The organism is Aquaspirillum serpens DSM 68 (assembly GCF_000420525.1).
GTDB classification, from domain to species: Bacteria; Pseudomonadota; Gammaproteobacteria; order Burkholderiales; family Aquaspirillaceae; genus Aquaspirillum; species Aquaspirillum serpens.
Genome location: NZ_ATVC01000005.1, coordinates 1 through 20,857 on the forward strand (window position 1 = coordinate 1; position 20,857 = coordinate 20,857).

Annotated in this window: 15 protein-coding genes; 5 read left to right on the forward strand and 10 right to left on the reverse strand. The window is 50.0% G+C overall.

Annotation, left to right across the window (positions count from 1 at the left end):
• Positions 1-434: 434 nt before the first annotated feature.
• Positions 435-2,330 (reverse strand): bifunctional tRNA (5-methylaminomethyl-2-thiouridine)(34)-methyltransferase MnmC2/FAD-dependent 5-carboxymethylaminomethyl-2-thiouridine(34) oxidoreductase MnmC1, encoded by a 1,896-nt coding sequence (gene mnmC / locus G465_RS0101880; RefSeq protein WP_022652785.1) that lies wholly within the window; start codon positions 2,328-2,330, stop codon positions 435-437.
• Between the two features lie 101 nt (positions 2,331-2,431).
• On the opposite strand from mnmC, the gene G465_RS14905 reads away from it, so the two are divergent.
• A complete protein-coding gene (locus G465_RS14905) occupies positions 2,432-5,320 on the forward strand; it encodes a bifunctional diguanylate cyclase/phosphodiesterase (protein ID WP_022652786.1) in 2,889 nt (962 codons plus the stop codon).
• A 22-nt stretch (positions 5,321-5,342) separates the two neighbouring features.
• On the opposite strand, the gene pdxH is transcribed toward G465_RS14905, so the two are convergent.
• Positions 5,343-5,984 carry a pyridoxamine 5'-phosphate oxidase gene (gene pdxH, locus G465_RS0101890; RefSeq protein WP_022652787.1) on the reverse strand — a complete coding sequence of 214 codons (642 nt, stop codon included), beginning with the start codon at positions 5,982-5,984 and terminating at the stop codon, positions 5,343-5,345.
• 34 nt (positions 5,985-6,018) lie between these two features.
• A complete protein-coding gene (locus tag G465_RS0101895; protein WP_022652788.1) occupies positions 6,019-7,200 on the reverse strand; it encodes a benzoate/H(+) symporter BenE family transporter in 1,182 nt (393 codons plus the stop codon).
• A gap of 210 nt (positions 7,201-7,410) precedes the next feature.
• Between G465_RS0101895 and G465_RS0101900 the strand changes: the two genes are divergently transcribed.
• The 4 genes from G465_RS0101900 (at position 7,411) to G465_RS0101915 (ending at position 14,705) form a co-directional block, all read left to right on the forward strand.
• Complete coding sequence (locus G465_RS0101900) at positions 7,411-9,591, forward strand: TonB-dependent receptor (protein ID WP_162138801.1); 2,181 nt, start codon at positions 7,411-7,413, stop codon at positions 9,589-9,591.
• 77 nt (positions 9,592-9,668) lie between these two features.
• On the forward strand, positions 9,669-10,349 hold the full coding sequence (locus G465_RS0101905; RefSeq protein WP_022652790.1) for a Fe2+-dependent dioxygenase: 681 nt from the start codon (positions 9,669-9,671) through the stop codon (positions 10,347-10,349).
• A gap of 66 nt (positions 10,350-10,415) precedes the next feature.
• On the forward strand, positions 10,416-13,244 hold the full coding sequence (gene uvrA / locus G465_RS0101910) for an excinuclease ABC subunit UvrA (RefSeq protein ID WP_027405083.1): 2,829 nt from the start codon (positions 10,416-10,418) through the stop codon (positions 13,242-13,244).
• Positions 13,245-13,259: 15 nt separating this feature from the next.
• A complete protein-coding gene (locus tag G465_RS0101915) occupies positions 13,260-14,705 on the forward strand; it encodes a protein adenylyltransferase SelO (protein WP_022652792.1) in 1,446 nt (481 codons plus the stop codon).
• A gap of 36 nt (positions 14,706-14,741) precedes the next feature.
• On the opposite strand, the gene G465_RS0101920 is transcribed toward G465_RS0101915, so the two are convergent.
• The 7 genes from G465_RS0101920 to cysS form a co-directional block, all read right to left on the reverse strand.
• Positions 14,742-15,503 carry a hypothetical protein gene (locus tag G465_RS0101920; protein WP_022652793.1) on the reverse strand — a complete coding sequence of 254 codons (762 nt, stop codon included), beginning with the start codon at positions 15,501-15,503 and terminating at the stop codon, positions 14,742-14,744.
• 85 nt (positions 15,504-15,588) lie between these two features.
• On the reverse strand, positions 15,589-15,846 hold the full coding sequence (locus G465_RS0101925) for a PhaM family polyhydroxyalkanoate granule multifunctional regulatory protein (RefSeq protein WP_022652794.1): 258 nt from the start codon (positions 15,844-15,846) through the stop codon (positions 15,589-15,591).
• 89 nt (positions 15,847-15,935) lie between these two features.
• The gene (gene phbB / locus G465_RS0101930; RefSeq protein ID WP_022652795.1) at positions 15,936-16,673 is read right to left on the reverse strand and encodes an acetoacetyl-CoA reductase; all 738 of its coding nucleotides are present in this window, start codon (positions 16,671-16,673) and stop codon (positions 15,936-15,938) included.
• A 366-nt stretch (positions 16,674-17,039) separates the two neighbouring features.
• Positions 17,040-17,363, reverse strand: coding sequence for a DMT family transporter (locus G465_RS0101935; RefSeq protein WP_022652796.1), 324 nt, complete (start codon positions 17,361-17,363; stop codon positions 17,040-17,042).
• A gap of 8 nt (positions 17,364-17,371) precedes the next feature.
• A complete protein-coding gene (locus tag G465_RS0101940) occupies positions 17,372-19,015 on the reverse strand; it encodes an ArnT family glycosyltransferase (RefSeq protein ID WP_022652798.1) in 1,644 nt (547 codons plus the stop codon).
• An 80-nt stretch (positions 19,016-19,095) separates the two neighbouring features.
• Positions 19,096-19,308 carry a 50S ribosomal protein L31 gene (gene rpmE, locus G465_RS15285; protein ID WP_081642665.1) on the reverse strand — a complete coding sequence of 71 codons (213 nt, stop codon included), beginning with the start codon at positions 19,306-19,308 and terminating at the stop codon, positions 19,096-19,098.
• Positions 19,309-19,408: 100 nt separating this feature from the next.
• Entirely contained in the window at positions 19,409-20,794 is a 1,386-nt protein-coding gene (gene cysS / locus G465_RS0101950; protein WP_027405084.1) for a cysteine--tRNA ligase, read from the reverse strand.
• Positions 20,795-20,857 lie beyond the last annotated feature (63 nt).

Below are 20,857 nucleotides of genomic sequence, written 5' to 3' on the forward strand. Positions count from 1 at the left end.
ATCAAATCCGACAGCAATTCCGGTGATTGGGCAAAGAGACGTTTGAAGATGTAATCGTTCTTCGGGTCGAGCAATGGCAGCATGGTTGGGGCAGAGACGAAAAGTAATACGGATGATTATAGTAGGGTGGATAAACGTAGTGCATCCACCCAAAACAATCATTGAGCAATCAAATTAGAATGGTGGGGACAAAATTGGCGGATGGGTTTGGCGATGCAGTCAGTAGGCACAAAACCCGTGCACGCTACGGGTTTGGCGGATGCGCTGCGCTTATCCGACCTACAGCACTGGCCTCCCCCTGAAATCAGGGGGAGGCTGGGTGGGGGTCAAACCTCGAAAATATCCTCCAACCGCTGTGCTTGGGTTAAGGATACCCCCATTGCGGCAACTCCTCCGGCGACAATGGAACAGCCACTAACTCAAGATTAGCTCATTCAATTACTTTGACCACGCCGTGCCACCCGCATAGCAAAACGCATGGGATCAATGGCGTGCAACAGGCTTTGCTCCACCGGCATCGGTTCGCCTTGGATTTGGCTGGCTAGGATGTCGCCGGCCAAGCTGGCCCACGTCAAACCTCGGGCACCGAATCCTAAAGCACAAAACAAACCGGCAGTGCGTTGAATGCGTTCTGGTGGGCGTTGCAAATTTTGTTGAGTGGAAGCCAAAGCACCAATCAATGGTAGGCGATCAGGCGATGTTGGCCGTTGGCAATAACGACCATTTAACTCAGCCGCCGCCGGCAAAGTAGCATCGGGCAGTAGTTGTGCTAATTTGCGCAAATTCTGTTGATGATGCTGATCAGACACTTGCTCCAGCCCGACCTCACTCGCCCCCAACACAGAATAACCAGCGACATTCGGCGTTAAATAGCCATCGCCACATAAGATAGCCTCTGTTTTTGGCGCAACGGTGGTTTTCAACAAACTGACAAAACGGCGATTTTCACCTAACGGCAACTCAGCACAAGGCGCCAAATCCCGTGCAGCAGTGGCATTCGCGAAAATCACCACTGGTGCAGTGGCAATCAGCTTGTTTTGAGCATCAAAAACTTGCCATTCTCCATCTTCTAATTGTACCAATCGCTGCACTTGTCGTTGCAGGTGCAGTTGAATGCGCTGCGGTTGACTGGCTAACAAGGCGCGGCAATAAGCCGGTGGTTGCACCCACGCCCCATCAGGAAACCACCAACCGCCGCGTGTGAGATGTACCCCTACTCGTTCGCTGGCTTCATCTGGATTTAACCAACTGACTAAGGTCGATGGATAAAACCCTTTGGCGATAATCGCCTGTTGCAATTCAGTGTGTGCGGCGTCGCGTCCGACCTGCAACACGCCGCAGCGTTGATAAGGTAAAGGATGCCCAGCATCAGTCAAGGTTTGCCACCGGCGCAAGGTATAAAAAAAGCCGGCCCGAGAGAAACGTGCCAACAAATTATCATCTAGCGATAAAGTTGGCATCACCACACCAGCATGATTACCAGAGGCATGTTGCGCAATCTCGGCCTCTTGTTCAATCACATCAATTTGCCACCCCCGCGCCGCCAGCCGTTCTGCTGCGGCACAACCAGCAATCCCCGCCCCAATCACAATGGCGCGGTTAACTGCATAGTGTGGTTGTCGATTGGGTACGCGACGTTGGTAAACACCGGCCAAACTTTGCCGTTTTCCGCCAAAACCTGCTCGTTTTTCTACCGCAAAACCACAGGCTTGCAACCCCCGCCGCACATGGCCGGCCACAGTGTAAGTCGCTAGTGTTGCACCAGCTTTGGCGACGCGGGCCAATTGGCGGAAAATGGTTTCATTCCATAATGTTGGATTTTTTGCAGGAGAAAAACCATCAAGATAAAACGCATCAACATTTGCTTGTAACTGAGGCAGCACATCATGTGCATCACCAAAAAGGAGTAATAATGTCACTCCATTTTCTAGCTCTAATTTATGCCAACCGGCGATCAACGGCGGCCATTTTTTGCATAATAATTCACTTAACTCGGCAAACTGCGGCCATTGCTGGTGTAGATATCGCAAATCTTTCGCACTAAAAGGAAATTTTTCGATAGAAATATAGTAAAATTGTTTGCATCGCTGTAAATCATCACGCCACTTGGCCCAAGTTGTTAAAAAATTCAAACCTAAACCAAATCCAGTTTCTAAAATGGTAAAAGACGTTTGTTGTGCCCAACGATGGGGCAGACTATTGCCAGCAAAAAAGACTTGCTCAGCTTGGCCTAATCCCCCAGCAGTGCTGTGATAGACATCATCAAAAGTTTCAGAATAAGGAATTCCTTGTGCATTGTGGTGTAGCGGGGCGGCAGAAATGGGCAACATAATCGAAATTTCACCGTGAAAACGAGCATAATACGGCCAAGCCGGCGTAGTGAGATAGTCTCTCTATTCGCGTCTTTTCCGTTCTTCTGTGTCTGATATCCATGTTCAAAGACCCTACTGAGCATTCGCTCGCCCGCATTCAACTTCTTGGTATGTTGGGCATTTCTTTGCTGATTTCGTTGGTTTTCAGCTTCTATTTCCTGTGGGCACAACGAGAAGATTTTGACTCTACCCTCACCTCAGTGAAGGAAAGGGTATTGTTAGAACAACAAAATATTCTGGCAAAACAGATAGAAACCATTCAAAACGATCTGGACTACCGCCGCAGCAATACCGAATCGATTTTACGGCGCGAGATCCGACAACGTGTCAACGATGCCTATCAAATTGCCGAGAGCCTTTACCAACAAAATCGTCATAGAATGAGCGATCAACAAATTAAAAGCTTAATTGTTGAATCATTGCGCTCACTGCGGTTTTTTGAGGGTCGTGGTTATTATTTTATTGATACCCTAGATGGGCTATGTGTGTTATTACCCACCGCACCACAATTAGAAGGCACTTCATTGTGGGATAACCGCGATCCCACCGGCTATTACATTATGCGTGGTTTAGTTGAAGCCACCAAAAACCCACAACAAGCTGGCTTTTCTCGCTATTATTGGTATCCGCCTAATGAAAAAATCATGCGCGAGAAAATTTCTTATGTCCGCACGTTTCAACCTTTTAATTGGGTGATTGGTGCAGGTGAATATATTTATAACGTAGAACGCGATTTACAAAAAGATGCTTTACAGCAATTACGTTCTATTCGTTTTGGCAATGATGGTTATATTGTTGTTTTCGATCAAAATAAAAGAGTTTTGGTTTCGCCTTCTCGCATTAAATCAGAAGGTAAATCGGTCGATCAATTAACCGGCCTCGAGAAAAAATCTGTTGATAAAATTTTACAACAAGCGCAATTGGGCAATGGTTTAGTCAAATATACTTGGTATCGCCCGGGGACATCGATTGCCACAGAAAAATTCTCTTATGTCGCCAATTACAAGCCGTGGGGCTGGACACTGGTAACAGGGGTTTATTTAGGTGATGTCGATTCACTGATGGCAAACCAGCGGTCGGCAATGGAAAGCCGCCTTGAAGCACGGATTATGGTTGGTATCATCATTACGATTGCAGTGCTTTTGCTAGCCACTATTTTCTCTTGGGGTTTCTCCCACAAAATGCGCTCGCTGATCCGCCGTTATCAAGCCAGCTTGGCCCAAAAAAATGCCGAGCTGGAAGAAAACGCAAAAAGATTGAAGTTATCAGCAGCGGTATTTGAAAGCGGCTCAGAAGCGGTGATGATCAGTGATAGGGAAAATCGAATTGTAACCGTTAACCAACCTTTTACCAAAATCACTGGCTATGCAGCTCATGAAGTGATTGGTAAACGGCCTGATCTATTTTCTTCTGGCTACCATGATGCAGAATTTTACCGGCGGATGTGGGAAAAACTAAAAAGTACAGGGCATTGGGATGGTGAAATTTGGAACCGGCGCAAAGATGGCTCAGTATTTCCAGAGTGGTTACGCATTGCAACAGTAAAAGATATGTCAGGCAATATTGAGAATTATATTGCCACCTTCTCCGATATTTCTGAGCGAAAAAATGCTGAAGAACAAATTCGTCATTTAGCATTTTATGACCCATTAACTGAATTACCCAATCGCCGTTTGTTAATGGATCGTTTACAACAGGCTTTGGTACATAGCGAATATGCCAACACACATGGCGCTGTTTTATTTCTTGATCTTGATAACTTCAAATCATTGAATGACACCAAAGGGCATGACTTCGGTGATTTATTGCTGATGGAGGTTGCCCATCGCTTAAAACTACATGTCCGAGAAACCGATACCGTTGCTCGTTTAGGCGGTGATGAATTTGTAGTGATGTTGGAAGATCTTGCCGAAGATTTTGCAATGGCGGTCAGCGAGGCAGAAAAAATGGCCAAACATCTGATCTCGGTGGTGCAACACGAATTTTCTTTACAAGGTTATGCCTATCATTGCTCATGCAGCATTGGCGCCAGCATGTTTTCTGGTCAGCAAGAAACAGTGGAGGAGCTGATTAAACATGCGGATACGGCAATGTATCAAGCCAAGGCCGCTGGTCGTAATACCACTCGTTTCTTTGTCCCTGCGATGCAGGCAGCGTTGGAATCACGTTTACGGCTCGAAGCCGAACTGCGGCAAGGGATCCAAGAAGGACAGCTGCGGGTGTTTTATCAAGTGCAGATGGGATTGCAACAGCAAGTGTTGGGAGCTGAAGCATTAGTGCGCTGGCAACACCCCGAACGTGGCATGGTCTCGCCAGCCGAGTTTATTCCACTGGCCGAAGAAACTGGTTTGATTCTTCCCTTGGGTTCGTGGGTGTTACGTGAAGCCTGCCGACAGTTGGCGATTTGGTCACGCTCACCGATGACTGCTGAATTGCAAATTGCCGTCAACGTCAGTGCCAAACAGTTCCATCAGGCCAGTTTTGTCGAGGAAGTGCGCAATTTGGTCACGGAGTTCGGTTTCCCGCCTTCTCGCTTAAAGTTAGAACTCACCGAAAGTTTGTTATTGGACAATATCGGCGATTCGATTCAACACATGCAAGCACTACGCGCATTGGGGATTCAATTCTCGATGGATGATTTTGGGACTGGCTATTCTTCACTCACCTATATCAAGCGACTACCGATTGACCAGCTGAAAATTGACCAGTCATTTGTGCGTGATCTCCCCGCCGATCGTGATGATGAAGTGATTGTGCAAGCGATTATTGCGATGGCACATAGCCTGCGTTTGGAGGTAATTGCAGAGGGGGTAGAGACCGAAGAGCAACGGGCGTTTTTAGAAGCCCAAGGTTGCTATGCTTTCCAAGGCTATTTGTTTGGCCGTCCAATGCCAATCGAACAGTTACAAACGCTATTAGAAAAAGCCGCCACACCATCGCTATCCTGATGGTAGGCGGCTAGACACTGACTCAAGGCGCTAAACGGCTCCGCTGCCAGCCCTCAGAGGTGCGTTGATATAACACACGATCATGCAGCCGGCTGGGACGGCCTTGCCAAAATTCAATTCGTTCGGGTGTGACGGCATAGCCTCCCCAATGCGGTGGACGGGGGACATGTAGGGGATGACGCGCCGCAAACAACGCAGCGCGGGTAACCAATTCGGTTTTGCTGCTGATTTCACGGCTTTGTTCCGATGCCCACGCCCCCAAGCGGCTTTGGTAGGGGCGACTGTGGAAATAGGCATCGGATACGTCGTCTGATACTTTTTCTGCCCGTCCTTCAATGCGGACTTGACGTTCTAACTCCGGCCAAAAAAAGGTCAATGCCACATCAGGATGACTGGCAATCGCCTGTCCTTTACGGCTGTCATAGTTGGTGTAAAACACCAGTTGGCCAGCCTCTATGCCTTTTAGCAATACCATCCGCGCACTCGGTTTTCCATCGGCATTCACCGTAGCAAGGTGCATCGCCGTCGGTTCATGCACTTGCGAGGTAATCGCCTCATTGAGCCATATTTCAAACTGTGCCACGGCATCGGCCAAACACTCTTCCGGCGACAATTCTTTCTTGCTGTAATCTTGGCGAATATCTGCCAAATTCGGTGTACTCATCGTCTGTCACTTTCTTTAAAGAATCCTGTTTTGCTTAGTTACGGCGTGGTTGACTATGCAAAACTAAGCTGGCCACACCACCTGCCACCAAGCCCCAAAATGCCGACCCAATGCCCCACAAGGTCAATCCTGACGCCGTGACCAAAAAGGTAATCAAAGCCGCTTCGCGTTCTTGCTCATCGCGCATGGCCGTGGCTAAACCATTGCCAATGGTGCCGAGCAATGCCAACCCAGCAATGGCCAAAATCAAGGTTTTCGGCAGCGCACTGAATAAAGCGGCAACTGTCGCACCAAACACCCCGATTAACAGATAAAACACCCCAGCGGCAACCGCAGCCACATAACGGCGTTGGCTGTCTTCGTGTGCTTCACGGCCCATACAAATAGCAGCAGTAATGGCGGCGAGATTCAACGCATAAGCACCAAACGGCGCCAGCAACAGCGTTACCGTTGAAATCCAACCAATTAAGGGTGAAATCGGCGCTTCATAACCCGATGCCCGAATCACTGCCACCCCTGGGATATTCTGCGAAGCCATCGTCACCATAAACAACGGCAAGGCAATCCCGATCATCGCTGATAATGAAAAACTGGGTTCAATCCACACCGGTAAGGCTACCGCGAAGGCAAAACGTTCAAAGTGTAATTGGCCTTGCACCGCCGCAATCACCGTCCCCACGACCAATGCCAGAATCACCGCATAGCGCGGCAAAAAACGCCGACCCAATAGATAGACCACACACATGCTCAATACCATTGCTAGTGCATGTTGCAGCGAGACAAACACATCCAGACCAAAACGCAATAACACGCCGGCCAGCATCCCCGAGGCCAACGACAACGGGATACGCTTTAATGCACGCTCGAACCAACCAGAAAAACCACTCACCGCCATCAGCACAGCACACACAATAAATGCGCCAATCGCCTCAGCCATCGGCACCCCAGAAGCCGAAGTAATTAGCATGGCTGCCCCCGGAGTAGACCATGCGGTCACCACGGGTACACGGTAGCGCAATGATAAGACGATACAAGTCACCCCCATACCGATACCCAATGCCCACATCCATGACGCCATCTGGGCTGGCGTTGCACCTACGGCATGTCCCGCTTGAAACACCAATGCTGCCGAGCTGGTAAACCCAACCAACACCGTCACAAAACCGGCCAAAATAGCCGAGAGCGAGCAATCTCGCCATACATCACGCAATCGCATGCAAAACTTTCCTTTTTGTTTAAGTTGCAATTGAGACGAGTTCTCAATAGAATTGAGGCCGCATTTAGCCAGCAGCAGCTGATCAGGATAATCGGGTCAGCGTCAACTGCAAGCCACTGCCCACGTTTGGATCAAAACCATCCAACCGTCTGTGCCCGCACCGTATGGCGCGGACGGCTTTCTTTGACGCAAATTCAAGAGCACACCCTGATGATGAAATGCCTGAAAGAGTCTTCTGCAGTCCACAGCTTTGCTAAAGTTCCACTCAGTGTTGCCACTGTGGCAGGTTTATTAGGCACTTTGGCCGCCCCCGCTTTTGCTGATACTGCCGCTAACACCCAAGTTTTACAGCCGGTGAATGTGACGGGTCAAAACAGCACTGGCCGCACACCACAAAATGGCTATGCCGGCAATTTTACCAGTGTTGGCAAAGGCAGCCAGCAACAACGCGATATTCCACAATCCACCACCGTCATTACACAAGAAGTGTTGAAAGATACTGGTGCAACCAGCTTAAAAGATGCGTTGAGAACTGTCAGCGCCATCACATTTAACGCTGGTGAAGGCGGTCGGACGGGTGATATTTTGGCTTTGCGGGGTTTCTCTGCGACCACCGATTTGTTCCTCGATGGGGTGCGTGATGCCGGTCAATACAACCGCGACACCTTTAACATTGAACGTGTAGATGTACTGCGTGGCGCCAGCTCAATGTTGTTTGGTCGAGGTTCGACAGGTGGGGTGATTAACCAAGTATCGAAACGGGCGCATTTAGAGAATGAACGCACGGTTGGTTTAACTGTCGGCACCAGCGATTTCTATCGTGTTGAAGCGGACATCAACCAAAAATTAGATGACACCTCCGCCCTGCGGGTGAATGTCATGGGGCAAGATGCCGAAAGCTTCCGCTCGGGTGCAACCAGTGACCGGTGGGGCGTTGCACCAACTGTTCGCTTTGGGATCAATACGCCAACGGAAGTTGAGCTGTCTTATTTCTATATGAAGGAAAAAAATGTCCCCGATTATGGCGTGCCATTTAATTCCTTTACCCGCGAGCCTTTGGATGTGCCGGTGGATCGTTTCTATGGCTTGAAAAACCATGACTACGAACACACTGAAACTCATATTGCCACCGCCACCATTCAACATCGCTTCAGCCCAACAGCCAGCGTAAAGAACACCCTGCGTTATGCAGAATACGAACGTGATGTGTGGCCAACCGCGCCACGTATCAGCCTCGGCGGGGCCTCGTCGATTAGCGATAAAACCACGGTCAACCGCAGCCGCCCCGGTCGCAGTGGTAAAGATGAAGTCTGGTCGAACCAAACCGATTTTTCGTTCCGATTATTTACTGGCGACATCAAACATGATGTGTTGGCCGGCTTAGAATTGGGTCGTGAAAAATCGAATACCTTGCGTTGGGCTAACGTCAATGGTGCGGTTCCTCCAACAACGGTCGGCAACCCCAATAATAGTGACAACATCACCAATGCCACCAAAGTCTATAGCACAGATGTCAATTTCACGGCAGACACGGTATCGGCGTATGTGCAAGATATGATGTCGATCACGCCAGAATGGAAAGTGCTGTTGGGCGCACGTTGGGATCGTTTCTCGGGTGATTACACCACAGTCAATCTGGCCAATAAAACCAAGGAAGACACTTCGCGTACCGACTCGATGTGGAACTGGCGCGCAGGCCTGATTTGGCAACCTGATGCACAACAGTCTTATTACATTTCCTATGGCACATCGTTTAACCCTTCTGGTGAAGCCTATGCCTTAGATCCTCGTGGTGCCAATACGCCACCGGAGAAAAACCGTAACTATGAAATTGGCGCGAAGTGGGATTTGTTTGAAGGTGATTTGTTGCTGAGAACTGCGATTTTCCGTACCGAAAAAACCAACGAGCGTAATACCGACCCGTTGGTAACCGATGTGTATCTGTTGTCGGGTGCCCGTCATACCGATGGTATCGAGTTGGAAGCAGCAGGTCGTATCACTGACAAGTGGAAGGTGTTTGCTGGTATCGCTTTGATGAACCCGAAAATCACCAAAGCCGCCGGTTCTGCTAAAGGTACCGAGGGCAATGCGCCAGCCAATGCCCCTGAATACACTGCCAACTTGTGGTCAACCTACGAAGTGGGTAATGGTTGGAAAGTTGGCGGTGGCTTCAACGCCGTGGGCCGTCGTTTTGTTAACGCGAACAACGTCAACAAGATGCCGTCTTATGTCCGTTGGGATGCGATGGTGGGCTATGACGCTAAGACATGGGATGCACAGTTAAACATCTACAACGTGTTTGACGAGAAACATTACGAAGGTCTGTATGGCGGTCATGCCTTACCAGGCACCGAGCGTTCTGCCCACGTCAAAGTCAATTTCAAATTCTAATGTGAGCTGATTTCACACTGAACCACAACACGGCACAGCTTTGTGCCGTGTTTTTCATATACCAGAAAGGTCATATTATGTTGCTCCATATTCCTGAAGTGCTCAGTGGTGAATCGCTACAACAGGTGCAACAGCTATTGGAACAAGCGGAATGGGTCGATGGTAAGGTCACCGCTGGCACCCAATCGGCCCAAGTCAAAAACAATATGCAGTTACCGGAGGATAGCCCCGCCGCCCAAGCCGCCGGCCATATTATTTTGACGGCTTTGGGTCATCACCCCATTTTTATGTCGGCTGCCTTGCCAAAACGGGTGTTTCCGCCACTGTTTAATTGTTATCAAGGTGGGATGGCCTTTGGCAATCATGTTGATAATTCTGTCCGCACCATTGCCCGCACTGGCGAGCATATTCGTACCGATGTGTCGTGCACTTTGTTCTTGGCCGAGCCCGACAGCTATGAAGGCGGAGAATTGATTGTTGAAGACACCTATGGCGTGCATTCGGTGAAGCTACCCGCCGGCCATGCAGTGATTTATCCATCAACGAGTCTGCATCGGGTCGAGCCGGTTACCAAAGGCGCCCGCGTGGCTTCTTTCTTTTGGCTGCAATCGATGATTCGTGATGACAGTAAACGGGCACTGTTGTTTGATATGGATATGAACATCATGCGCTTGCGTGAAACCTACGGCGACCAAGAAACCATCATCGGCCTTACTGCGACTTATCATAATCTGGTGCGGATGTGGGCGGAGATTTAACGCGACTCGCGAACTGACAAGCGGGCGGTGTATAGTGATGGGTTTCCTGTACTGCTGGCTTTGGACATGACCGACTTTATCCGTATTCGTGGTGCGCGTACGCACAATCTGAAAAATGTTGACTTGGACTTGCCGCGTCACCAGCTGATTGTGATGACGGGTCTTTCTGGCTCGGGCAAATCTTCGCTCGCTTTTGATACGCTCTATGCCGAGGGCCAGCGCCGTTATGTCGAATCCCTCTCGGCTTATGCCCGTCAATTCCTGCAAATGATGGAAAAGCCGGATGTCGATTTGATTGAAGGTCTATCGCCGGCCATTTCAATTGAACAAAAAGCCACCAGCCACAACCCCCGCTCAACCGTCGGCACCGTTACTGAAATTCACGATTACCTGCGCCTGTTATTTGCCCGTGTGGGTACGCCAATCTGCCCCGATCATGGCCAGCCGCTGGCCTCACAAACCGTGAGCCAAATGGTCGATCATGTCTTGTCCTTACCCGAAGACACCAAACTGATGGTTTTGGCACCGGTGGTGATGGGGAAAAAAGGCGAGAATCACGATTTATTTGAAGAATTACGCGCCCAAGGCTTTGTTCGAGTGCGGGTTGATGGTGAAGTTTATGACATCGACGCCATCCCCAAACTGGAAAAAAACCGCAAACACACCATTGAAGTGGTGATTGATCGTTTAAAAGTCCGTGCCGATAATCAGCAACGGTTGGCAGAATCGTTTGAAACAGCACTTGGTCATGCCGAAGGGCGGGCGATTGCTGTGGAAATGGATAGCGGTAAAGAACACTGGTTCTCTGCCAAGTTTGCCTGTCCGGTGTGCAGTTATTCCTTACCAGAATTAGAACCGCGCTTATTCAGCTTTAACAATCCAATGGGGGCATGTCCCAGTTGCGATGGGCTGGGGCATATGAGTTTTTTTGATCCAAAACGGATTGTTGCCCATCCTAGTCTTAGCTTAGCCGCCGGTGCTATTAAGGGATGGGACCGCCGCAACCAATTTTATTTTCAGATGCTACAAAATCTGGCTGAACACTATCAGTTTGATTTAGAAACCGCATTTGAAGACCTGCCAGAAGCGGTACAACAGGTGGTGCTGTATGGTTCTGGGCACGAGGAAATTGCGTTTACCTATCTCAATGAACGTGGCACGCGTTTTTCTCGCAGCCATCCGTTTGAAGGGATTGTCTCTAACTTCGAGCGGCGCTATCGCGAAACCGAATCCAGCGCGGTGCGTGAAGAACTCGCCAAATATCAAAACAGCCAAGTATGTCCAAGCTGCCAAGGGTCGCGGTTACGCAAAGAGGCACGATACGTCGAAGTCGGCGGCCAGACCTTACATCACATCAACCAATGGCCGTTAAAAAATACCCTCGCTTGGTTTGAACAGTTGCAGCTTGTCGGCCACAAACAAACCATTGCCAGCAAAATCGTCAAAGAAATTGCCGACCGCCTAGGATTCTTGGTGAATGTCGGTCTCGATTATTTATCACTCGAACGCTCCGCCGACACCTTATCCGGCGGTGAAGCCCAACGCATTCGCCTCGCCAGCCAAATTGGTTCGGGATTAACGGGGGTGATGTATGTGTTGGATGAACCTTCGATTGGTTTACATCAACGAGATAATGACCGTCTGTTAACAACGTTGATGCGGCTGCGCGATTTAGGTAACAGCGTGATTGTGGTTGAGCATGACGAAGACGCAATTCGGGCGGCTGATTTTGTGGTGGATATGGGGCCTGGTGCTGGTGAACATGGTGGAAAAATTTTAGTGGCTGGCAAACCAGAAACGGTTGCCAACCACCCGGACTCCATCACCGGCGCTTTTTTATCCGGTCGGCGCAGTATTCCCACGCCGACTGACCGCCGCGCCCCCAGCGATAAAGTATTAAAAATTCATGGCGCCAGCGGCAATAACTTAAAACAGGTTGACCTGACCTTGCCGGTGGGGTTGTTTGTCTGTGTGACCGGTGTATCGGGGTCTGGCAAATCGACGCTGATCAACGATACGCTCTATCACGCTGTCGCACATCATCTTCACAATAGCCAAACCGAAGCCGCACCGTATCAAGACATCACGGGCTTAGAGCATTTTGATAAGGTCATTAACGTTGACCAATCACCAATTGGCCGCACGCCGCGTTCCAATCCCGCCACCTACACCGGTTTATTTACCCCAATTCGGGAATTGTTTGCTGGTGTACCCATGAGCCGCGAGCGTGGCTATGGCCCTGGCCGCTTCTCATTTAATGTCAAAGGTGGACGTTGCGAAGCGTGCCAAGGCGATGGTGTCTTGCGTGTGGAAATGCACTTCTTACCCGATATCTATGTCCCTTGTGATGTCTGTCATGGTAAACGCTACAACCGTGAAACATTAGATGTGCAATATAAAGGCAAAACGATTGATGAAGTGTTGCAAATGACAGTGGAACAGGCGCTGGCTTTTTTTGCGGCTGTGCCGACTGTCGCTCGTAAACTACAGACTTTAATGGATGTCGGTTTGGGCTATATCCGGCTGGGACAATCTGCCACCACCCTATCCGGCGGCGAGGCGCAACGGGTTAAGTTGGCATTGGAACTCTCGAAACGCGATACCGGTCGAACGCTGTATATCTTGGATGAGCCCACCACCGGCTTGCATTTCCACGATATCGATTTATTGCTCAAGGTTCTGCATCGTTTGCGTGAACATGGCAACACGGTGTTGGTGATTGAGCATAATTTGGATGTGATTAAAACTGCCGACTGGATTATCGATCTTGGGCCAGAAGGGGGTGCTGGAGGGGGGATGATTCTCGCCAATGGTACACCAGAACAGGTCGCCGCCATGAACAACAGCCACACCGGCCGCTATTTGGCAAAAGTCTTAGGCATGGCAACACCCTAATTTTAGAAAACTATCATGGCTCAATTTATCAACCGTTTTGCCCGCCTGCCAGACGCCTTGTTTGCGCGGGTGAAAGCCACGCCACTCTCGGACAGTCGGTTGCTGCTATGGAATCAAGCGCTGGCACAACAACTGCAAATAGAAGCGTGGCAACAACAACCGGCAACCCTCGCCGCATTAGCTGGAGACGGCCATCTTGTTGGCAGTGAGCCGCTGGCCGCTTTATATGCAGGTCATCAATTTGGGGTGTATGTGCCACAACTTGGCGATGGCCGCGCATTATGGCTTGGCGAATTGGCTGTCGCCGATGGGCAGTGTGCTGAGTTACAACTCAAAGGCGCCGGCCCTACGCCATTTTCTCGCGGTGCCGATGGTCGAGCGGTGTTGCGTTCCAGCGTCCGCGAATATCTGGCCTCGGAAGCGATGCACGGTTTAGGCATTCCCACTACCCGCGCCCTTGCCTTATTTGCCTCGTCCCAGTTGGCACGGCGTGAGCGTTGGGAACCCACTGCGGTGGTGTGCCGCGTCGCACCGACGTTTATCCGCTTTGGCTCATTTGAAGTGTTGTACTGGCGTGGTGAAACTGCTTTATTAAAAACCTTAGCCGATTTTGTCATTGAACAAAGTTATCCCGACTGTCAATCGGCTCCCAATCCGTATCAAGCCCTGTTGCAATGCGTGGTATTGCGCACAGCAGAGCTGATGGCCGCATGGCAAGCGGTGGGGTTTGTGCATGGGGTAATGAATAGCGACAATATGTCGATTGCTGGGCTGACGTTGGATTATGGGCCATATGGTTTTCTCGACCGCTATGTACCCGATCAGGTATTCAATCACTCCGACGATCATGGGCGCTATGCTTTCTCACAACAACCGCGCATTGGCCTGTGGAATTTATATTGTCTTGGTCAAGCTTTAATCGATCTGATCGGTAAGGACACCACGCTGGCGGTACTCGGACAATATGAAGCGCATTATCAACAGGCTTGGCAACAGAATATGGCCGCCAAATTGGGATTAAGTGAATGGCAACCCGACGATGCCGCTTTAGTTGAGGCATGGCTGGCTTTATTAGCCGAGCAAGGGGCAGACTACACCCGTGCCCACCGCCTGTTGGCTTATTTCTCCAGCACCGAAGCCGCCGGCCCAGTTCGCGATGAATTTGTCGATCGAGCTGCGTTTGACCAATGGGCACAGCGCTATCAGCAACGCTTACAACAACAGGCCTTATCTGATGCCGAGCGGCAAACGATGATGCTGGCGGTGAATCCCAAATATATCCTGCGCAACTACATGGCAGAACACGCCATCCAGCAGCTAGAACAACATCAAGACGACAGCGAGTTACAACGCCTCGCCCATCTGTTACAACAACCCTACGCTGAACAAGAAGAATACGAAGCCTATTTCGCCCATCCACCAGCATGGGCGGAGGGCATCCATCTCAGTTGTTCATCCTAAACACTGCGCCCACCTGCCCCCTCGGGGCAGAACACACTATTTGCTGAGGGGTGCCAGTTGGAGGTAAGGCGAGGTTGGCGCGTAGGCAGGCTGATCACCAGCAGTGGAGACACGATGTAGAGACAATAAGGTGTAATGACCGATATTGCCCTTTTCAATCGCCATCTGTTGCCACTGTTCGCCATCAAATAGCGCAATGCTGTTGCCATGTTCCATCTTCGGGCATTCATCGGCTAAACAGAGGGAATAGCGGGTAAAGCGTGCCGCACCTTCAACCCGTCCATCAGGTAAAAAGCGGACTTGCTGTGGTGTCGCTTGACCGGAGGGGGTCAGGACACGATAGTAACCTTGGAACCACATTTGATTGAGCAAGCTGCGAAACGGCGATGCCTCGTCCGGACTGACTTTCATAAACAAGGCATTATCTCGTAGGCGTTGATACTTGCCATTCGCCAGAGGGATAAAGACTTCTTGTGGATGTTCACCCATCGCCGACACGGTAACGCGACCACTGAAATCACGTTGGTAAGCCAAGCTAAGATTGTGTTTGGCGGTACTCAACAACACTTGTGGCGCGGACGGATGGAAACGCAGCTCTAGTGTTTCGTGAACAGGCAGCGTGCCTTGTAGCGTTTTCGCTGTGGATAAGGTTTCAAGTGCCGATTCATTGATCCACACCCCGCGCTCACCCTGTATTTTTACTTGTTGTGTAGCCAGCGGGGTGGTACACGCGCCCAACGTCAAGCCCATCATCGTTGCGGTCATCGTGGTTTGCCACATGCGTTTTGACATGACCATCTTATTTTTTTCCTTGGCAAAGAAGCAATAGGCGAAGATTAACAGACTTGGCGCTGTCGTACAGCCGCTTTGCAGCATAGATGACTTAGCTATTGTCCTTCGGTTTCAGTGCCGCCAACGCATTGCGTTGCGCTTCTAAGGCACGAACCTGCATGGTAATCATGCCCAAATTCATGGTCAGCCAATTTTCAATCACGCGCAATTCAGCCAACTTACGATCTAATTCCGCTTCGTTCATCGGTGGCATGAATTGTTGTAAGGCTTGTAAAGGATTGACCGTGCCACCCGGCCAAAATTGACGCAACAGGGCAAAGGGATCGGTTGGGTTGAAGTCTTGACTCATACTATCCTCGGCTCACATGAGGTTAAAAAAAGCGCATGCTGAGACATACTCTAACACGCGCTTGTCATTCACAGGAAAAGGTGAGACAGTTACATCATGTGTTGACCGCCGTTGATGGCTACGTTAGCACCGGTCATAAAGCCCGCTGCATCAGAGGCCATATAAGTAACCAAAGAAGCGATTTCTTCTGGTTTACCGAGGCGACCGACTGGGATATTGGCAATGATTTTATTGCGTACTTCTTCCGGTACTGCCATCACCATCTCAGTGGCAATATACCCTGGGCTGATGGTATTGACGGTTACGCCTTTTTTCGCCACTTCTTGCGCCAAGGCCATCGTAAAACCGTGCATACCGGCTTTAGCAGCAGAATAGTTGGTTTGACCAAATTGACCTTTTTGGCCATTGATAGAAGAAATATTGATCACACGGCCAAAACCACGCTCAACCATTCCATCCACAATCGGTTTACAGATATTGAACAGTGAATCCAGATTGGTGCGAATCACCGCATCCCAGCTGTCCTTATCCATCCGCTTAAATGTGCCATCGCGAGTAATGCCAGCATTATTCACCAACACATCAATCGCGCCGACTTCGGCTTGCACTTTTGCCACCATCTCAGCACATGACGAGAAATCGCCAACATCACACTGATAGGCGTGGAATTGGTATCCCTGTTCTTTCATGTTTGCCAACCAATCCTGTTCTTTGCCAGGACGGCTGAATGTTGTCACGACGGTCATTCCAGCATCAGCCAGCATTTTACAAATTGCTGTTCCAATGCCACCCATGCCACCTGTTACAAGTGCGATACGTTGAGTCATGACTCCCCCTTTATGGTTTTTGTGTGTCTTAACATCCTGCTTGCAGCAGTTTCGCTAGCTTGTTTATGCCCATTTTTGGGCCAATTCGTACAATTCAGTACGATCGACAAGATTTGAGACTCGCCCCGCTTGGGTTCACGGGACAGGTCAGATTCAATAGGGTCAATGGTTTTAAAGCCGTATAGCTTAACTTGGTATTGTTAACTTAGCATGAAAGCTGCATGCAACAACAGTTCCACTAGGCGGTAATGTCGCGAAAATGTACGTTTTGTTGCAAAAACGTACAATTCAACACAAAAAAAACCTACTGCCAGCAACGGAGCAGTAGGTTTAGATAGAATTAAATCATTTTGGCAAAAAACAGACTTACTCGCTATGAGACAACTTTAAGCCAACAATCCCAATCACAATGCAGAGCACAGACAGAATCCGCCACAGATTGGCACTGTCTTTAAATAAAGCGATGCCAACAATAAATGCCCCTACTGCACCAATTCCGGTCCAGATCGCATAGGCAGTGCCAATTGGAATGGTGCGTTGAGCTAACCACAAAAAATAGCCACTGGCAGTCATTGCCGCAACCGCAAAGCCGATCCACGGCCATTTATATGGCGTGGTTTGCGACAACTTTAAGCCCAACGGCCAACCAATTTCACACACGCCTGCCAACAACAAATAAATCCATGCCATAAAACGACCTATTGTTTTTTCAATAAAAAATAAAACTCTCGCCGCGAGCCAGGGCGATTACCTTGCCAGATAATTTGCCACTGAGGCGAGGGTTGATAGTCAGAACGGTAGTGCATCACCATCCGATACTGACACGCGGCGCCGGTGGTTTGTTCCGTCGGCAATAACCGAATACCCGCAAAGTAATACCACAACGCACGCTGCACATAATGAGTGGAGGCCGTGGCGACACAGTTGGCATCGGACGGAATCGCCGCTTGCATTGCCAACGCTGTTGAGCGATAGCTTTTTTGTGCATCAAACCACGGCAACCACAGCGTCATGCCTAATCCCCACACCAAAGTTGCCCCTGCCGCCCAATTGGTCACCGCTTGGCGACCACGTACATGGCGGCGTGTAACAGCCCATAGCCATGTCAAGCTCGCTGCAATGCCCAAAATCAGAAAAGGCCAGTTAACGTGAGGCTGGTATGCCGGACTAAAGAAATGTGAACGCTCGGCTAATTTTGTTGGCCAGCCAAAATTCATTGCCCCCCAACCCACCCACATAAACGCCCCCAACAGGCCAAAGGTCATCAACCCAAACCAATTAAGGAAAGAAGCCGCGCCACGCCGTAACGAATCCAACTCGCTGGCAGCCAAGATCACCAAGGGCAATAACAACGGCAAAGCCAACGCTTGGGTTTGACGAGGGGATAGGGTTAACAGGAATAGCAACACGGTGAAGAACAATAGCGACAGCTGTGTCACAGGCTCATCTAAACGGTAACGGCGTTGCCACACCGCCCACGCCGCCAACGGCCACGCCGGCCACGTAAACCACGGGAAAAGTTTGAGGTAATAACCAAACTCGTGCAGGACATCTAAGCGGCCAAAACCGTTAAATGGCCCCAGCGCATGTTGCAACCACCATTGTTCAAATACTTCAGGACTGGCTTTGTGCAATAACAAAGGCCAACACAATAGCAATGGCAAGGCCACCACCGGCGCCACTAATAGGGTTTTGAGATATTCTTCGCCACGCCATGCTCTAAACGCAGGTAGCGTTAACGCCACCATCCAAATCAATGCCAGCTCTAACAAACTGGCGCACCACATAATCAATACACTCGCCAACCCCAGCCACAAACCGGCTAGCCAGCCCTGACGAATGCCGAGGGCGAGGGCATAAAAGCCAAGACAAAAACCGGTGAACAAGCCGACATCGGGTGATAACTCATGACCCCACGTCATTAAACCTAGACAACCAATCAGGATCATCACCGCACTGCGGCCATGGCGACGCCCAATTAAATCGCGCCCAGCCAATCCGACACACCACAGCGCCAGCGACATCAACAACGGTGTCGCAATCCGCGCTGCATCGTGGGCAGACAACAACCACGGTGACAATAACGAAACCAGTGATGCAGCCAACCAATGATAGAGCGGGGGCGTTTCTAAGTAAGGCACCCCGACAATGCTTGGTACCGACCAATTGCCCGTTTCTAACATCGACTGCACGATGCCGACCACATATGGTTCATTGGGGCGCCACGGATCGTGCCCCAAGATGCCGGGCCATAGCCAAACAAAACACAATAAAAGTAACAACCACGGTTTTTCTGTGGGTCGTTCGGCTTCGGGTGGGCGGGGAGGAGTGTAGGTCAACATAACAGCACCACGTGATCCAAAATGGACAGGCGAAAAAAAAGGCAGCCTGCGCTGCCTTTTTTTGCGGAGACGCGCAGAAATTAACGCGCGAACTTGCCGAACTTCTGTTTGAACTTGTCGATACGACCTGCGGTGTCAACCACTTTCTGTTTGCCTGTGTAGAAAGGATGGCACTCGGAGCACACTTCAACGTGGAAGCTTTCTTTGCTCATGGTCGATTTGGTCACAAAAGCGTTGCCGCAAGAGCAAGTCACTTTCAGATCGGTGTATTCAGGATGGATACCGGATTTCATGATTTTCCTTTGGGGTTTCGGGTATAGGGGTTGTGCCTATACCGCTTTGAAAACCCAGCATTATCCTTGAGCCTTGGCCGATTGACAAGGTAAAACCGCGTTAAACACGCCGCCAAGTGGTCCCTTGTGGGCCATCTTCTAACAAAATCCCCGCTGCCAATAATTCATCACGGATGCGGTCAGATTCTGCCCAATTCTTTGCCGTTCTTGCCTCGCGCCGCGCCACAATCGCTGCTTCGACACGTTCAGCATCCCAATCCCCCGCTTCTTGCCCGCCTTGTAGGAAAGCCAGCGGTTCGCGTTGCAATAAACCCAACACACCACCCAAAGCACGCAACATCGCCGCCAAAGCTACCGACCCCGTACGATTGACTTCACCAGCCAATTCAAACAACACTGCGACAGCTTCAACCGTATTGAAGTCATCATTCATGGCAGCTTGGAAACGCTGGGCATACGGTTGTTGCCAATCAATTTCTGCTGTCAAATCAGCGACTGCAAACGGTTTTAATGCCGTGTAAAGACGGGTTAAAGCCCCTTTGGCATCTTCTAAATGGGCATCAGAGTAGTTTAATTGGCTACGGTAGTGTGCACGCAAGATAAAGAAGCGCACCACCTCGGCATCAAATTTTTCTAGCACTTCGCGGATGGTGAAGAAATTGCCGAGAGATTTCGACATTTTCTCGTTATCCACCCGAATAAAGCCATTGTGCATCCAATAGTTCACATAAGCGTGACCATGTGCGCCTTCGCTTTGTGCAATTTCATTTTCATGGTGAGGGAACTGTAAATCTGCACCGCCGCCGTGAATATCGAAGTGATCACCTAGATGGTGGCAGCTCATGGCCGAGCATTCGATATGCCAACCCTGACGGCCTTCACCCCACGGCGAAGCCCATTTTGCCTCGCTGGGCTCATCGGCTTTGGCTGCTTTCCACAACACAAAATCCAACGGATCTTGTTTATTAGGATCGACATCAACCCGTTCACCTGCACGTAAATCTTCTAAACTTTTGCCGGACAACTTGCCATAACCAGCAAATTTACGCACCGCATAGTAGACATCGCCATTCGGGGCAGAATAGGCCAAGCCTTTTTCAATCAGGGCTGCAATCAGTTGGTGCATTTGCCCGACAAACTCAGTGGCTTTTGGCTCATGATCGGGTCGTAACACACCGAGCGCGTCGGCGTCTTCGTTCATCGCTTGGATAAAACGGGCAGTTAAGTCGTGAATGGACTCTTGATTTTCCAGTGCGCGCTTAATGATTTTGTCGTCGATGTCAGTGATATTGCGAACATAGGTGACTTGATAACCCGCAGCACGCAACCAACGCGCCACCATGTCAAAGACCACCATCACTCGAGCATGACCTAAGTGGCAATAATCATAAACCGTCATACCACAGACATACATCCGCACTTGATTAGGGGTAATAGGATGAAAAACTTCTTTTTGACGAGACAGTGTATTGAACAGAGTAAGCATAATGATCCGACGGTAGGCCAGCTGAAAATGGTACAGTGTAACAGAAAGGCGCGCAGCAACTGA

Coding starts and splice junctions, on each gene's coding strand:
- mnmC (WP_022652785.1), bottom strand. CDS start 2,330: ATGTTGCCCATTTCTGCCGCCCCGCTACACCACAATGCACAAGGAATT.
- G465_RS14905 (WP_022652786.1), top strand. CDS start 2,432: ATGTTCAAAGACCCTACTGAGCATTCGCTCGCCCGCATTCAACTTCTT.
- pdxH (WP_022652787.1), bottom strand. CDS start 5,984: ATGAGTACACCGAATTTGGCAGATATTCGCCAAGATTACAGCAAGAAA.
- G465_RS0101895 (WP_022652788.1), bottom strand. CDS start 7,200: ATGCGATTGCGTGATGTATGGCGAGATTGCTCGCTCTCGGCTATTTTG.
- G465_RS0101900 (WP_162138801.1), top strand. CDS start 7,411: ATGATGAAATGCCTGAAAGAGTCTTCTGCAGTCCACAGCTTTGCTAAA.
- G465_RS0101905 (WP_022652790.1), top strand. CDS start 9,669: ATGTTGCTCCATATTCCTGAAGTGCTCAGTGGTGAATCGCTACAACAG.
- uvrA (WP_027405083.1), top strand. CDS start 10,416: ATGACCGACTTTATCCGTATTCGTGGTGCGCGTACGCACAATCTGAAA.
- G465_RS0101915 (WP_022652792.1), top strand. CDS start 13,260: ATGGCTCAATTTATCAACCGTTTTGCCCGCCTGCCAGACGCCTTGTTT.
- G465_RS0101920 (WP_022652793.1), bottom strand. CDS start 15,503: ATGGTCATGTCAAAACGCATGTGGCAAACCACGATGACCGCAACGATG.
- G465_RS0101925 (WP_022652794.1), bottom strand. CDS start 15,846: ATGAGTCAAGACTTCAACCCAACCGATCCCTTTGCCCTGTTGCGTCAA.
- phbB (WP_022652795.1), bottom strand. CDS start 16,673: ATGACTCAACGTATCGCACTTGTAACAGGTGGCATGGGTGGCATTGGA.
- G465_RS0101935 (WP_022652796.1), bottom strand. CDS start 17,363: ATGGCATGGATTTATTTGTTGTTGGCAGGCGTGTGTGAAATTGGTTGG.
- G465_RS0101940 (WP_022652798.1), bottom strand. CDS start 19,015: ATGTTGACCTACACTCCTCCCCGCCCACCCGAAGCCGAACGACCCACA.
- rpmE (WP_081642665.1), bottom strand. CDS start 19,308: ATGAAATCCGGTATCCATCCTGAATACACCGATCTGAAAGTGACTTGC.
- cysS (WP_027405084.1), bottom strand. CDS start 20,794: ATGCTTACTCTGTTCAATACACTGTCTCGTCAAAAAGAAGTTTTTCAT.